This window comes from Pseudomonas fluorescens (assembly GCF_902497855.1).
Taxonomy (GTDB): Bacteria; Pseudomonadota; Gammaproteobacteria; order Pseudomonadales; family Pseudomonadaceae; genus Aquipseudomonas; species Aquipseudomonas fluorescens_BI.
Map to the genome: position 1 here is coordinate 23,180 of NZ_CABVHU010000020.1, position 15,399 is coordinate 38,578.

Annotated in this window: 8 protein-coding genes; 4 read left to right on the plus strand and 4 right to left on the minus strand. The window is 60.9% G+C overall.

The genetic code is table 11. The annotated features are described in order from the left end of the window. Positions 1-62 precede the first annotated feature (62 nt). From F8N96_RS29330 to F8N96_RS29340, 3 genes are all read right to left on the minus strand, one after another. Complete coding sequence (locus F8N96_RS29330; RefSeq protein ID WP_150800757.1) at positions 63-1,478, minus strand: amino acid permease; 1,416 nt, start codon at positions 1,476-1,478, stop codon at positions 63-65. 176 nt (positions 1,479-1,654) lie between these two features. Further along, the gene (locus F8N96_RS29335) at positions 1,655-2,710 is read right to left on the minus strand and encodes an ornithine cyclodeaminase (RefSeq protein ID WP_150800758.1); all 1,056 of its coding nucleotides are present in this window, start codon (positions 2,708-2,710) and stop codon (positions 1,655-1,657) included. 50 nt (positions 2,711-2,760) lie between these two features. After that, positions 2,761-3,795, minus strand: coding sequence for a histone deacetylase family protein (locus tag F8N96_RS29340; protein WP_150800759.1), 1,035 nt, complete (start codon positions 3,793-3,795; stop codon positions 2,761-2,763). A gap of 119 nt (positions 3,796-3,914) precedes the next feature. Between F8N96_RS29340 and F8N96_RS29345 the strand changes: the two genes are divergently transcribed. The 4 genes from F8N96_RS29345 (at position 3,915) to F8N96_RS29360 (ending at position 9,186) form a co-directional block, all read left to right on the plus strand. Continuing rightward, the gene (locus F8N96_RS29345) at positions 3,915-4,415 is read left to right on the plus strand and encodes an Lrp/AsnC family transcriptional regulator (RefSeq protein ID WP_150800760.1); all 501 of its coding nucleotides are present in this window, start codon (positions 3,915-3,917) and stop codon (positions 4,413-4,415) included. A 334-nt stretch (positions 4,416-4,749) separates the two neighbouring features. Then, positions 4,750-6,471 carry a type I secretion system permease/ATPase gene (locus F8N96_RS29350; RefSeq protein ID WP_150800761.1) on the plus strand — a complete coding sequence of 574 codons (1,722 nt, stop codon included), beginning with the start codon at positions 4,750-4,752 and terminating at the stop codon, positions 6,469-6,471. Further along, positions 6,464-7,834: an HlyD family type I secretion periplasmic adaptor subunit gene (locus F8N96_RS29355; protein WP_150800762.1), complete on the plus strand. Its 1,371-nt coding sequence runs from the start codon at positions 6,464-6,466 to the stop codon at positions 7,832-7,834. Before F8N96_RS29350 ends, F8N96_RS29355 begins: the two co-directional genes overlap by 8 nt. A 2-nt stretch (positions 7,835-7,836) precedes the next feature. Beyond that, complete coding sequence (locus tag F8N96_RS29360; RefSeq protein WP_150800763.1) at positions 7,837-9,186, plus strand: TolC family outer membrane protein; 1,350 nt, start codon at positions 7,837-7,839, stop codon at positions 9,184-9,186. A 558-nt stretch (positions 9,187-9,744) separates the two neighbouring features. Here F8N96_RS29360 and F8N96_RS29370 read toward each other — a convergent pair. Then, positions 9,745-15,360 carry a putative Ig domain-containing protein gene (locus tag F8N96_RS29370; RefSeq protein WP_150800764.1) on the minus strand — a complete coding sequence of 1,872 codons (5,616 nt, stop codon included), beginning with the start codon at positions 15,358-15,360 and terminating at the stop codon, positions 9,745-9,747. Positions 15,361-15,399 lie beyond the last annotated feature (39 nt).

The window sequence follows — 15,399 nt, forward strand, 5'->3', positions numbered from 1 at the left end:
CCGCTGCTTCATGGGCGCCACGCACGCTTCCGTTGCAGCAGCTGTAGAGCGCTACATCAAACTCAGCTGTACTGACTTGTCGATCCAGAAGCGGGTTTGGGCTTCCAGGTGTGGGTCAGCTGATAGGCAATTGCCAACCATATGAACCAGCCCGGCATGACCATCAAGGCAATACGGGTGTCAGGTCTTAATGCCAGCAAACAGAGAACAAAGCCCAGGAACGCCAAAGAGAACCAGGCCATCGGCACGCCGCCAGGCATCTTGTAGGCCGATTGCGCATGCAGGTCGGGCCGGCTTCTGCGATACGCAATGTACGATGCGAGGATGGTCGACCACGTGAAAATCACCAGGATCGCCGACACGGTAGAGACAATGGTGAACGCTGTCATGACTTCCGGAACGATGAACAGCAACAGTACGCCCACCAGCATCAACACTGTGGTGAACGCCAGGCTCAGCAGGGGCACGCTACTGCTCGACAGGCGTCGAAAAACCCCTGGCGCATTGTCCTGGTTCGCCAGCCCGAACAACATGCGGCTGGATGAAAATACGCCGCTGTTGGCCGAAGAGGCGGCAGACGTCAACACCACGAAGTTGACGATGCCGGCTGCTGCGGGAAACCCGGCCACCAGAAACAGTTCGACGAAGGGGCTCTTGTTGGGCGAAACCTGTTGCCAGGACGTCACTGCAATAATGCAGGCCAGTGCCAGCACATAAAACAGGATGATTCTCAGCGGAATCGAGTTGATGGCTTTAGGCAGGGTCTTCTCTGGGGAGCGGGTTTCCGCGGCTGCGATGCCGATCAGTTCGGTGCCGGCAAATGAGAAAATGGCCATCTGGAAACCGGCGAAGAAACCGAACAAGCCGTTGGGAAAGGTTGCCTGTTTGTCCAGCAGGTGGCTCAGGGATGCCGTGACTCCATTGGGAGAGACAAAGGAGCTGGCAATCAGCACCATGCTGACACCGATCAGAGTGACGACGGCAATGATCTTGATGATCGCGAACCAGAACTCCACTTCACCGAAAAGCCTGACGGTCAGCACGTTCAAGGCAAACAGCGTCATTAGCATACCGATGGCGGGTATCCAGGCGGGTACATCGGGGAACCAGTATTGAAAGAAGCCGCCGACCACCACGGCATCGCCTACCACCGCGACGCTCCAACTCAGCCAGTACGACCAGCCGAGGAAGAATGCCGCTCGCGGGCCCAGGTAGGTACCGGCAAAATCCGCGAAGCTTTTGAAGTTCAAGTTGGAGAGCAACAGTTCGCCCATGGCGCGCATGACGAAGTAGACGAACATCCCGATGATCATATAAATGAGGATGATCGAGGTGCCGGAGAGGGCAATGATCTTCCCGGAACCCATGAACAGGCCTGTACCGATGGCACCTCCCATGGCCATTAACTGAATGTGACGATTGCTGAGCGTGCGCTGCAGCGCGGGCTGTTCAACCCGTTCGGACGGAGTCGATTCCATTACAAAACCTCTTGATTTTATGTTTTTTGAGTTTTGGCAGAAAGTGGCTGTCTAGCGTTCTTGTTAGAGATGCAACGGCTACTGACGGTGGTGGTTTGCGGGTGGCAGGTTTTCTCGTCCACTCACACGGTGAGTAGCCCCTTGGTACTTTGCTCAGGGGGCCTCACCTGTGGCTATCAGCTCACTGTGCGCAGGCGCGAGGGGACGGTTGCTGGCTGCTGATCAAGCAGTTGGTAGAGGTTTTTTATGTTGGCGGGCGTCGGCACCAGATGGATGCGCTCACCGATGGCATGCTTGCGCGCCAGGTCGTGCATGTAGCGCAGTGACGAAAAGTCTTCCAGGGCAAAACCCACCGAATCGAAAACGGTGACCTGCGCGTCGTTCTCGCGGCCCGGGACTTCGCCCTGAACAATCCGGAAGAACTCGACGACGGGAAAGTCGGCCGCCAATTGTTGAATATCGCCTTCGATCCGGGTTTGAGGTTCAAACTCAACGATGACCCGGGCATTGCGCAGGATCTCGGCGTGCAGTTCGGTTTTCCCCGGGCAGTCACCGCCGACGGCATTGATATGCATGCCGGGTTCGATCATCTCGGGCGTCAGAATCGTTGCATAGGCCTTGTCGGCGGTGACCGTGGTGACGATGTGTGCGCCCTTGACCGCGGCCTGTACCGAGTCGGCCACAATCACCTCGATATCCGGGAAGGTGGCCAGGTTCTGCTTTAACTTAAGTGAAGCGTCGCGATCGATATCGAAAATGCGAATTTCCTTGATGGACAGCATTTCGTGGAAGGCGAGGGCCTGAAATTCGCTCTGGGCGCCATTGCCGATGATTGCCATAGTGCTTGCACCCGGGCGCGCCAGGGACTGCGCGACCAGGGCGGAGGTCGCGGCAGTGCGCACGGCTGTGGTCAGCGTCAGTTCACTGAGCAAGGTCGGATAGCCACTGTGGACATCGGCCAGCACACCGAAGGCCATGACTGTCAGCAAGTCCCTTTGACCGTTGTCCGGGTGACCGTTCACGTATTTGAACGAGTACTGTTGGCCATCGTCGGTCGGCATCAACTCGATCACACCCTCGGCCGAATGATTGGCGGTGCGGGGCGACTTATCAAACTGCGCCCAGCGTGAATAGTCAGTTTCGATGTAAGCGGCCATCTCGCGGATTGCCCGGCGGATTCCCACTGTGGCGAACAGGCGTGCGGCATGATCGACATCTATAAAAAGAGTCATGTTTTTATTCTCCGATTCAGTAGTTGAAACGCTGCGACTCAGGGGATGACTCAGGCGCGTTTGCTCTCGTAGCCATGCAGCACATTGACCGCATTGATCCCGATTTCATCGACCATGTAGCCGCCCTCCATCACGAACAGGGTGGGGCAGCCCACGCCCGCGATCAGCTCGCCGATGCCGATGAAGTCTTCGCTTTCCAGCAGGAAGTGACTGATGGGGTCGTCCTTGAACGTGTCGACGCCCAGTGAAATAACCAGCACTTCAGGGGCAAATTGCTGGAGCTTCTTGCAGGCGTGGAGCAAGGCGTCGCGGTAGCTTTCCCAAGTGGTGTTCTTCGGCATCGGATAGTTCAGGTTGTAACCTTCGCCGTGGCCTGCGCCGACTTCGTGGCTGAAACCGGAGTAGTACGGATAGGACACTGCAGGCTCGCCGTGCAGTGAGACAAACATGACGTCGCTGCGCCCGTAGAAAATGTTCTGCGTGCCGTTGCCATGATGAAAGTCGACGTCCAATACCGCGACACGCTGGGCGCCTTGGGTAATGGCCTGCTGTGCGGCAATGGCGGCGTTGTTCAGATAGCAGTAGCCGCCCATGTATTCCCGCGCGGCGTGATGGCCGGGCGGGCGGCACAGGGCAAAGGCACTGTCGTGGCCTTCATCGATCAGCGCCAGTCCCGTCAGCGCGATATCGGCGCTGGTTTTTACCGCTTGCCAGGTGGTGGCGGTGATGGGGGAGCCGGCGTCCATGGCGTAGAAACCCAGCTTGCCGTCGATGAAAGCCGGCACTGTCTCGTTGGCCAGATCACGCACTGGCCATACCAGCGGCAAGGCATCGTGGGCGCGCCCGGTTGCGCGCCATTCAGACCAGGCATTTTCCAGAAAGGCCACGTAGCGCTCGCTGTGCGCGTTCACATAGCACGACCGGTCAAATGCTCGCGGCTCGATGATCTGGCCAAGTCCCACCTGCTTGACCCGGTTATGGACGGTATCGGCCCGACTGGGCTGTTCGAAGGACGGCTTGAGCACGCCGTCTTTCAATTCGGTGCCGTGGTGCAAACGGTGGGAATCACTGAAAACTGTAAACATTGTGCGCATCCGCTGAAGTGAACCAGTGCAAATATTTTGTTCTGGTACGGCGGCGATTTCTTTGCTTTATGTTCAGGGTTTGGGTGATATTACGGGCGAACTTACTCGGGAATGGCGCGATGCAGAAAAAAATATCCAAACGCATCACTCTCGACGACAGCGACCTGGCGATACTTGCGTTGCTGCAGGAAGACGCGAGCATTTCCAATGCCGAGCTCAGTGAGCGCCTGTCGTTAAGCCTTACGCCTTGCTGGCGGCGGCGTAAGAGAATGGAGGAGGCGGGCGTGATCAAGGGCTACCAGGCGAACCTTGATCGACGAATGCTGGGGCTGGATATCATGGCATTCGTGCACATCCGTTTTTCCACCCACGCCGATCACGCGCCCGACGCCTTCGAGGCGGTGATTGCGCAATTGCCTGAAGTGCTGTCCTGTCACAAGATCACCGGGGATGCCGATTACGTGCTGCAAGTGTTGGCAGAGGATCTTGATAGCTACAGTGATTTCATCGAGCAGGTGCTCAGGCGTCAGGTGGGTATTGCCTCCATTCAGTCCAGCCTGGCTTTACGGGAGGTCAAGGCCAGTAGCCGGATTGCGATACCAACATCGAGCAGGGAATAAGCGGACAGGCGTTAGATCACCTTTCACCTTCGTGCGCAGCTCGGATCGTCTGGAGCGTCCATCGATTCACTGGTCCGAAGGCGGACTTGCGAGGTCGAGCGACGAGCGAGCGTGGCGCCGCAACATTCCCGCCCGTCACCCACCTGAAAACCCGGCCCTTGGATCCGGCACTAACCCGTGAAGGCATTGTCAGTAATGGGCGCCTGTAGCGACGAGGACCGTCTCTGATAGCAGCTCGTCAGCCTACATTCAGTGTTTTCTCCAATTTTCTGGGCAAAACGCTCGCGATGGATTGCGTCCTGGACCGACTTTTCCTTTTGTGAGCGACATTCTAATGGGTTTGCTTCTCGATCCGCGTCATGACATTGATGCCGCGTTATTAAGCTATCGCCGGGTGTTCTGGTCCCTGGCACTGTTCAGTGGCGTGATCAACCTGCTGGTGCTGGTGCCGTCGCTCTACATGATGCAGGTGTACGACCGGGTCCTCACCAGTCGCAACGAAACCACCTTGTTCATGCTCACCTTGATCGCCTTGGGACTGTTCATGTTCAGCGCCCTGATCGAGTGGGTGCGCGGCGAGGTGATGATTCGCATGAGCGCGGGGCTGGACGATGCCTTGGGAGAGCGGATTTTCGACGCGGCCTTTGCCCGCAGCCTGCGCGAGCACAACGCCAACCCGGCGCAGGTGCTCACTGACCTGGCGACGCTGCGACAGTTGCTTACCGGCCAGGGCCTGATCGCCTTGCTCGACGCGCCGTGGTTGCCCATCTTCCTGCTGGTGGCGTTCATCTTCCATCCATGGTTCGGTTTGCTGACGCTGGTTCTGGCCCTGGTGCTGATCGGCCTGGCGCTGTGGGGCGAGCTGGCGACCCGCACGCGCCTGGGCGAAGCCAATCGGCTGGGCGTGCAGTCTTCAAGTTATGTCAACAGCACGTTGCACAACGCCGAGGTTATCCAGGCCTTGGGCATGCTCGGGCCGTTGCGCCAGCGCTGGAGCTTGCTGCAGCAACGCATCATTGCCGCCCAGGCCCATGCCAGCGATCGCAGCGCCCGCATCACTTCGATGACCCGTTTCGTGCGCATCTCCGGCCAGTCGCTGGCCTTGGGCCTGGGGGCGCTGCTGGTGCTGGAAGGCCAATTGTCGGCGGGCATGATGATTGCGATGTCGCTGCTGCTGGGGCGTGCCCTGGCGCCCGTGGAAATCGCCATTGGCTCATGGAAGCAATTCAACGCCGGCCGCCAGAGCTACCAGCGCCTGAGCCAACTGCTGGCCGAGCATCCGCGCGAGCGCCTGCGCATGCCTTTGCCACCGCCCACCGGCGCGGTGCGCCTGGAGCAGTTGTATGTCGGCCCGCCCGGTGCTGCGCAACCGATTGTGCGGGGCATCAATTTCAGCCTGTCCAAAGGAGAGGTGCTTGCCGTTGTCGGCCCCAGCGCCAGTGGTAAATCGACATTGGCCAGGGCGCTGGTCGGGGTATGGCCGGCCATGGGTGGGTCGGTGCGCCTGGACGACGCCGAGATCAGCCAATGGTCCCACGACGCCCTGGGCCCGCACCTCGGGTACCTGCCGCAGGACATCGAACTGTTCGACGGCAGTGTGGCGGACAACATTGCCCGCTTCGGCGAGCAGGACGCCGACAAGATCATCACCGCCGGGCGTCACGCCGGTATCCACGAGATGATCCTGCGGTTCCCCAAGGGTTACGACACGCCGCTGGGCCCCGGCGGGCTTGGCTTGTCCGGTGGACAAAAGCAACGCCTCGGCCTGGCCCGCGCGCTTTACGGGCGCCCGTCGCTGATCGTGCTCGATGAGCCCAACTCCAACCTCGATGAAGCCGGTGAACTGGCGCTGGTGCAGGCCATCAGTGCGCTCAAGGCTGCCGGCAGCACCGTGGTGCTGATTACCCATCGGCCTAATGTGCTGGCGGTGGTCGATCACATCCTGGTGCTCAAGGACGGCACTCAACAAGCATTCGGTCCACGGGATCGGGTGCTCAAGGCATTGACGCCGGTACCAAGACCGGCCGCGGTCAAAGAGGCTGGCAAAGATGCGTGATCTGACCCCAAAGGCTAAAACGTACAGCGAGCAGGGGCTGAGCGTACGTGGCGACACCACGCTGCCCGGCGCCAGTACCGACGCCCGGGGGGCGGCACGCTATGGTGTGGGTTTCCTGGTCCTGACCCTGGGCGGCTTCCTGCTCTGGGCCTGCCTGGCGCCGCTCGACCAGGGTGTCGTGGGCAGCGGCACCGTGGTGGTAGCGGGTGAACGCAAGGCTGTGCAGTCGTTGGTCGGTGGGGTGGTGGAAAAGCTGTTGGTCAGCGATGGCGACCGCGTCACCCAGGGACAGTTGCTGGTGCAGTTCAACACGGTGCAGGCGCAGTCGCAACTGGACGTGACCCTGGGCAAGCTGCTCAACGATCGCAGCGTCGAAGCGCGGTTGATTGCCGAGCGCCTGGGCTCGGCCCAGATCCAATGGCCCGCTGAACTGCTGGCACATGCCGACGAGCCGCGGGTCAAGGCGACCATGGCCTTGCAGAGCCAGTTGTTCCTGACGCGCCGCGCAGAACTGGGCAGCCGCTTGCAGATCATCGAACACGAAGCCGCGGCATTGCACCAGCAATTGCTCGGCTACGAAGGCGTCAAGCGCAACTACGACGCGCAGATGCGCTTCCAGCAGCAGGAACTCGAAGGCCTGCGTGATTTGGCCCGTGAAGGCTACGTTCCGCGCAACAAGCTCTTCGAGTCCGAGCGCAACGCCGCCCAATTGGCCGGGCAGATTGCCTCCGGGGTGGGCGATGTCGGCAGGACCCGCCAGGCGATCAACGAAAGCCGGCTCAAGGCCCTGCAGGCGCAGCAGGAATTTCGCCGCGATGCCGAAACCCAGCTCAGCGAGGTCTCTGCCGAGGCGGCAGGTTATGCCGATCAGATTCGTGCCTTGCAGTTTGAAGTCGACAACGGTGCGATCCGGGCGCCGGTGTCCGGGCAGGTCATGGACGTGAGCATCCATACGGTCGGCGGCGTTGCCCAGGCCGGCCAGACCCTGATGCAGGTGGTGCCGCTGGATGCGCCGATGGCGATCACCGCGCGCTTCGAACCGCTGATGGCCAACAAGTTGCGCCCGGGCCTGCCGGTGCATGTGCATTTCACCGCGCTGCAACGGGTGGATACGCCGACCGTCACCGGCACGGTGGCGACCGTGTCGGCGGACCAGTTGATCGATGAACAGACGCACCAGCCGTACTTCTCCGCCAAGGTCGAGATTGCCGCCGACACCGTCGCCTCGCTGCAGGTCGCCGGCCTGCTGGTGCGCCCCGGCATGCTCGCCGATGTCACGGTGGTAACGGGGGAACGCACCTTGATGAATTACCTGATGAAACCCCTGCGCGAACGCTTGCTCGCAGCGTTCAAAGAGGAATGAGCATGACCGACCGTTGCCGCTATCGCTACGCTGTACTACTGGGTTTGTGTGCCAACTGGGCCGCGATCAATCCCGCAGGAGCCGCCGAAGAAGGCCTGAACCTGACCGCTGCCTATGACGCCTCGCGGCTCAATGACCCGACCGTGCAATCGGCAGCCCATGCCTTTGATGCTTCCAGCCATGAAGAGGCGATTGGCCGCGGCGGCCTCTACCCGCAAGTGTCGCTTTCGTCACGCTACGGTTACGGCGGACGTATCGACGGCGGTGATGACAACACCTACGTCAACAGTAACGACTACCAGGCGAACAGCGTCACCCTGGCGGCGCAACAACCGCTCTATGACAAGGGGCGCTGGGCGGCGTATGAGGAGGGCAAGGCGCGGGGGGAGTTGGGTACCCAACTGTTCGATGTTGCCGGCCAGACCTTGTTCGACCGGGTGGCCAAAGGTTATTTCGACGTCGCCCGTGCAGAGAACGAGATCAAGTTGATCGCCCAGCAAAAGGTGGCCATCAATGGGTTGGTGATGCAGAGCAAAAAGCTTTATCAGGGCGGCCAGGGCACGATCACCGATATTGATGAGGCCCAGGCCCGGCTCGATCTCGTCGATGCCCAGGAGGCTGAAGCCCAGGCCCGCCGCATGGCTGCGTTGCGGGCGTTGTCCGGGCGCTCCAGCGTGCCGATCGATGACATTCAGCCGATGCGCGAAGAACTGCCCGCCGGTAGCCCGATACCGCCGGAGCGGGATTTGCCGTACTGGACGGCGATTGCCCGCGAAGCCAGCCCCGATCTGGCGTCCCGGCTGGCGGCAGTGAAAGTCGCCGAGGCGCAGGCTGACAGTCAGCGCGCCGGGCATTATCCGACCTTGTCGCTGACCACCCAGCTAACGCGCCGGGAAAGCCCTCAGTACCAGGAGCTCGACCCGCGCCAGGACTCTTATTACGTGGGGGTTCAGCTGGATATTCCGTTGTATCGCGGCGGGGCGGTACGTGCTTCGGTTGCGAAGGCCGAAGCGCAATTGGCCGGTGCCCAGTCCGACTACGATGTGCAGCGTCAACAGTTGGCCGAGGACATCGAGGCCGATTATCTGGGGGTCGTGGCCGGGTTTGCCAAGAGCAAGGCCATGCAGCGTGCGGTGGACTCCAATCAGCGGGCGCTGACCTCGACGGAAAAAGGCTTCCAGGGTGGAGTGCGTTCCACGGTGGACATTCTTGATGCCCAGCAGCGGGTGTTTCAGGCCCGTCGAGACCTGCTCGACACCAAGCTCGACATGCTGCAAAGCTATGTAAGCCTGCACACCCACACCGGCCAGATGAACCGCGCGGTCCTGGAACAGGTGCAACGCCTGTTTTAAGAAGTCAGGTTGCAACAAAACTCAAACTCAAAGACTGGCGCCTATCCCTGTGGGAGCGAGCCTGCTCGCGAAAGCGGTGGGTCAGTCAGCATCCATTTCGAACGTGCCGCCGCCTTCGCGAGCAAGCTCGCTCCCACATTTGATCTGTGGTTGCCCTCGATTTTGTGACACTGCCAATCCCTTGTGGGAGCGAGCTTGCTCGCGATAGCGGTGGGTCAGTCAGCATCCATGTTGGATGTACCGCCGTCATCGCGAGCAGGCTCGCTCCCACATTTTGATCTGTGGTTGTCCTCGATTTTTCGGGCACTGCCAATCCCTTGTGGGAGCGAGCTTGCTCGCGATAGCGGTGGATCAGTCAGCATCCATATCGAATGTGCCGCCGTCATCGCGAGCAGGCTCGCTCCCACATTTTGATCTGTGGTTGTCCTCGATTTTTCGGGCACTGCCAATCCCTTGTGGGAGCGAGCTTGCTCGCGATGGCGGTGGGTCAGTCAGCATCCATATCGAATGTGCCGCCGCCTTCGCGGGCAAGCCCGCTCCCATGGGGAGCGGGTTGACTCAGGCTGTGAAATCGCTGGCCTGCAGCTCCTTGACGCCCACCAGTTGGATTTCGAACTCGGGGGTGGCGTCGGCATTGACACTGCCGTAGACAATGCCATCGGCAAAGCGCAGTTGGCCGGTGGCATTGGCAGGGTCAAAGGCATTGCTGCCGATGAAGGTGAAGGCGTCGACAGTGGTGGTCAGCGGGTTGGCGTCCAGGCCGGTGAAATCCAGATGATCGCCGTCGGCGGTCTTGAAACCGTTGATCACATCGCGCAACGCCCCGACGCCCATGTCCGACAGAGCACCAAACGCGTAGGTATCCGCGCCCGTGCCGCCACTGAGGTTGTCGGTGCCTGCTCCGCCGATCAGCCGGTCATCGCCCGAACCGCCCACCAGGGTATCGTTGCCCGCACCACCGTTCAGCACGTTCGCGGCGCTGTTGCCCGACAGACTGTCGGCATAGGCGCTTCCCGTCAGGTTTTCGAAGAATTTCAAGGTGTCGAGTCCCGAACCCGAGGTGTTTTGTTGCGCTGAGGTCGAAAGGTTTACGTTCACGCCGGACAGGGCGCGCTCGAAAGACACGGTGTCACTGCCCTCGCGTCCGTCCAGCACGTTGTTGCCGGCGCCGGCGAACAGCGTGTTGTCCAGCCCGTTGCCCGTGGCGTTGGCGGCGCCAGCGCTATCGATATACAGCTGCTCGACGTTGTTGGCGAGGGTATAGGCCGCCAGGCTGCTGTGCACGCTGTCGATCCCTCCCGGCCCGGCACTGTTGTTGGTCTCGATCACGGTGTCGTCGGCGTTGTCGACATAGTAGGTGTCGTTGCCATCGCCGCCGCTCATGCTGTCGGCCCCTGCGGCACCATCGATCACGTTATTGGCGGCATTGCCGGTGATGAAGTTGCGCCGTTCATTGCCGGTGCCGTCGATGTCCGACACGCCGGTGAGCACCAGGTTCTCGAGATTGGCGCCCAGGGTCCAGCTGACCGAGGCCTGTACGGTATCGATCTGCGCGGTCGAGGTGTTGGTTTCCTCCACGCTGTCGAAAGCGTTATCGACCACATAGATGTCGTTGCCATCGCCACCGGTCATGGTGTCGGCGCCCAGGTCGCCATCCAGCGTGTCGTTGCCCGAGCTGCCCACCAGGGTATCCGCCTGGTCAGTACCGGAAATCATCCCGCCCTGGTTCTGAGCGTTGTCGAAAATGTCCTGCACGCTGTTGTTGTCGCCGGGGTCGCCCTGGAAGCCAAGGTCATCGGCAATGAAGTCGGCCAGGCGCTGGCCGACGATCTCCGCCGATTCCTCGTGCAGGTGCCAGACGTCATCGGGATACACCAGTGGATCGACCTCGTAGCGCAAGGGCAGGTCGGTGTAGTCCACCGCCAGCTTGACATCGGCGCGCTCGGCGGCGACGGCTTCCTGGGCGGCGCGAACATAACCGACCCCTTCGACGATGGAGGCTATCTTCTCTTCCGAGTAACCACGGGCACGCGCTGCGTCCTGCTCGTAGTGACCGGTTTCCATCATGTAAACGCTAAAGCTGCCGAACTGGGCATGCAGGTAATCGAAGACCTTCAGGGTTGCGGCCTTGTAGGCCGCAGCTGCCGCTGGTTTGTCCGTGGCGCGGCCGATTTCCTGGGCGGCTTCCTCGCCCTGGCCCCAAATAATGCCCATGGTGACGTTGTCGATGGATTGCAGCTCGGTGAGCTGGTCCCGCAGCAGCGCCTCGGCGCGCAGCAGTGCAGGCCCGGGTTGGTTGGTGTCGGTCAGCCACCAGCACAACTTGAGTTCCTCTGGGCCCAGGGTCGACAGGCCATTGACGGTGCTCCCACCCACTGCGATATCGATGCCGTTGCCATCGGCGTCGGTGAACTGGCTGCGCACGTCATAGGGGGTGTAGCGGTCCAGGTCATTGACCAGCATCGAGGTGCCGGACTGATCGTCGTCCTCCGTCATGCGCAGCAGGCGTGCATTGGATTGGCCGAGGGTGGGCAGGTAGAGGATGTCTTGCTGGGCGCGCTCTGCGAACACGAAGTCACTGGCGGTCAGTGTGTCGAGGTAGTTGCCGTTGAGGGCGATTTCAAAACGATTGCCATCGGCATCCGCTTCGGCGGACTTGATGTAGGTCTTGTCGCCGGCCGTGTTAAGGGTCATGTACAAGGTGCCGTTGCTGCCGTCGCCCAGGCCAAGAAAACCCAGGCCCGAGACATCGATCCTGTCGACGCCCGCGGTGAAGTCATAGATCGTGTCCGTGGCCGTTACACCGCCGGTGTCATAGTCGCGGTAGCTATCGAGCACGTTGGTGTAGCGGAAGGTGTCGGCACCGTCGCCGCCATACAGCGAATCGCGTCCGGCGCCGCCGTCGACGATGTCCGCGCCGATGCCAGCCTTGATCGTGTCATTGCCACCGAGGCCGAGGATCAAGTCCGCTTCCACTGTGCCATTGAGGGTGTCGGCATTGTTGGTGCCGGCGATGGTATTGGCAGGTGCATCGGCCACCGCCAGGGCGAAGCTGTCGCTGACCGACGCCCCCGAGGGATCGCTGGCCTTGACCAGGACGGTGTAATTGCCGGACGCAGTGCTGACCGGCGTACCGGTGAACGTCAGGTTGGTGGCATTGAAACTCAACCAGGCGGGCAGGGCGCTGCCGTCGGCAAGCGTCGCGGTGTAGGTCAGCACATCCTGGTTGGCGTCGGTGAAGCTGTCATTGGTCAGGGTGTAGCTGAACGGTGCACTTTCGGTGGCGTTCTGGTCGAGGAGGGGGATGGCCACCACCGGCGCTACATTGCCGGGGGTGTTCTGGTCGGCGAAGACAAAATGACTCGCCGTCAGGCTATTTACCAGGTTGCCCGCCAGCGACACTTCGAAGCGGTTGCCATTGGCATCGACGGTGAGGTCCTTGAGGTAGGTGCGGTTGCTCGTAGCGCTGTAGGTCACTTGCAGCGTACCGTTCAGGCCATTGCCCAGGCCGGTATATCCGAGTGCCGAGACATCGATCTTGTCGGCGGCCACGTCGAAATCGAGGATCTGGTCACTGCTGCTGGTGGCGCTGGTGCGGTAACTGTCGAGTGTTGCGGTGTAGCGGAACACATCGGCACCCGCGCCGCCGGTGAGCTTGTCCGCACCGGTACCGCCGACGAGGATGTCGTTGCCCCCGCCGCCATTCAGCGTGTCGTTACCGGCACCCCCGAACAGTTGTTCGTTGGCGTCGGTGCCGGTCAGGGTGTCGTTGTTCGGCGTGCCATTGATCACGGCGGGGCCAGCGGGTACGTCTTGCACGGCCAAGGTAAAGGTGTCGTTGACGGTTGCATTGCTGGCGTCGGTCGCGGTGACCTGGATGGAATAAGTGCCCGACGCGGTGTCGCTGGGTGTGCCGCTGAACGTACGCGTGGCTGCATCGAATGTCAGCCAGTTGGGCAGGGCGTTGCCATTGGCCAGTTTGGCGGTGTAGCTGAGGCTGTCGTTATCCGGATCGGTAAAACTGGTGGTCGGCACCACATAGCTGAATGCAGTGTTTTCGGTCGCGTTCTGATCCAGCAGTGGCGTGGCCAGCACCGGCGCCTGATTGGTCGGCGACGCGGTGGCGAAGACGAAATTGGCGCTGGTCAGCGTGTCGAGGTAGTTGCCATTCAGTGTCATTTCAAAGCGGTTGCCATTGGCGTCGGCGCTCAGGGACTTGATATAAGTCTTGGTGCCGGCACTGTTGAGCACCAGGTACACGGTGTTGTTCTTGCCATCGCCCAGGCCGGTGAAACCCATGGCCGAGAGGTCGATCTTGTCGGCGCTGATATCAAAATCGGTGACCAGGTCGCTCAGGTTGACACCGCCGGTGTTGTAATTGCGGTAACTGTCCAGGCGATCGGAGAACACGAAGGTGTCTGCCCCGGTGCCACCGGTGAGGGTGTCCATGCCGGCACCGCCATCGAGCTTGTCGTCGCCCGCGCCGCCACTGAGGCTGTCATTGCCCGCCAGGCCTAGCAGGGTGTCGGCCGAATCACTACCCAGCAGCGAGTCGCTGCCGCTGGTGCCGCTGACCACCCGGTTGAAGATGAAGTGGCTGGCGGTCAGGGTGCTGGCCAGGTTGCCCGACAGGATCAACTCGAAGCGATTGCCACTGGCATCGGCGTCGTAGTCCTTGATGTAGGTGCGGTCGTTGCTGGCGCTGTAGCTGACCTGCAAGGTGCCCCCACGGCCATTGCCCAGGCCGGTGAAGCCGAGACCGGCGAGGTCGATCTTGTCCTGGGTGACGTCGAAGTCGAGGAGGGTGTCATCGAAGCTTGCAGTTGCGTTGCGGTAACTGTCGGACTGCGCAGCGAAACGGAACGTATCGGCGCCGGTACCGCCAGTGAGTTTGTCGATGCCTGCACCACCCACCAGAATGTCGTCACCGGCCCCGCCATTGATAGTGTCGTTGCCGGCACCGCCGTAGAAAATCTCGCTGGCGGCGCTGCCCGACAGGGTGTCGTTGCCAGCCGTACCTTGCACGGCGGTCATCGGCACCGTGGCGCTGACGTAGCTGCCGTCACCGTAGACCAACGTGGCACCCTTGCTGGTGTGACTGATGGTGTTGCCAATAATGGCGTTGCGATCGGTGCCGTCTTCATTGCGCTCTGCAACGCCGTAGGTCGACAGGTCGCTGCCGCTGATAATGTTGCCCTGGATGGTGTTGTCGCTGCCGTTGAAGTACTTGCCGGACACGCCCAGGGTATCGTCGTAGGACTGGATGATGATTTCCGGTACGGGATTGCCCAGGGAATTGTTGTTGAGCGTGTTGTCGATGATCTCGACGTGGTTGCTGCCATAGACGCGGATCCCGGCGCTGGCATTGTCATGAATGTCGACGTCGCTGACAGTCACCGCGCTGGACATCTTGATCAGCACCCCTTCGGCGCCGTTGCCATACACCTCGCCAGCGGTGATGGTGATGTTGCTGGGGGAGGGGATGTCTTCGCTGCCGCGCTGCACCACGATGCCATTGCCGCCGTTGTTGTAGGCAACGTTGTTGGCGAGGGTGAAGTCGTGGGTACTGGTAACGACGTTGAACCCGTGGCGGTCATTGTCGTAGGCGACGTTGTTTTCGAAGGTGCTGTCGCTGAGGAAGTCAGCCACGAAGCCGTCCAGGCCGTTGCCGTGGGAGACGCTGTTCTTGATGACCATGTTGACGGTCTGCTCGTGGGGGTCGAAACCGTACCCGGAGCAATCCTTGATCTCGACGCTGTCGAGGGTGACGTTGGAGTCGTAGCCTTCTTGGCCGGGAATGTAGCCATTGAACCAACCGTCGACCTTGCCCGTGGTGCTGTCGCGGTTGCCGTCGATGGTGAGGTTGCTGACGCCGAAGTCGTGGGTTTCCTCGCCATAGGCGGAGCGGATGACCCCCGTGATCTTGGTGTCGGAGCCATCAGCCACCTTGACGTTGGTTGCGCCCATGCCATCGCCGTACAGGTAGACATTGCTCTTGAGCATCAGGCAGCCGTCGGAGGGTTCCTCACCTCCGGAAACGATATAAGTCCCGGTCGGCATATAGACTTGCCCACCGCCTGCGGCGGCGGCCGCATCAATCGCTTTTTGTATCGCCGCCGTGTCGTCTGTGATGCCATCGCCTTTAGCGCCAAAACTTTGTACGTTGAAAATCATAAACTTATCTCCGTGTCAGGCTAAAACCGCGTAAATGCC

Coding starts and splice junctions, on each gene's coding strand:
- F8N96_RS29370 (WP_150800764.1), bottom strand. CDS start 15,360: ATGATTTTCAACGTACAAAGTTTTGGCGCTAAAGGCGATGGCATCACA.
- F8N96_RS29345 (WP_150800760.1), top strand. CDS start 3,915: ATGCAGAAAAAAATATCCAAACGCATCACTCTCGACGACAGCGACCTG.
- F8N96_RS29360 (WP_150800763.1), top strand. CDS start 7,837: ATGACCGACCGTTGCCGCTATCGCTACGCTGTACTACTGGGTTTGTGT.
- F8N96_RS29330 (WP_150800757.1), bottom strand. CDS start 1,478: ATGGAATCGACTCCGTCCGAACGGGTTGAACAGCCCGCGCTGCAGCGC.
- F8N96_RS29355 (WP_150800762.1), top strand. CDS start 6,464: ATGCGTGATCTGACCCCAAAGGCTAAAACGTACAGCGAGCAGGGGCTG.
- F8N96_RS29350 (WP_150800761.1), top strand. CDS start 4,750: ATGGGTTTGCTTCTCGATCCGCGTCATGACATTGATGCCGCGTTATTA.
- F8N96_RS29340 (WP_150800759.1), bottom strand. CDS start 3,795: ATGTTTACAGTTTTCAGTGATTCCCACCGTTTGCACCACGGCACCGAA.
- F8N96_RS29335 (WP_150800758.1), bottom strand. CDS start 2,710: ATGACTCTTTTTATAGATGTCGATCATGCCGCACGCCTGTTCGCCACA.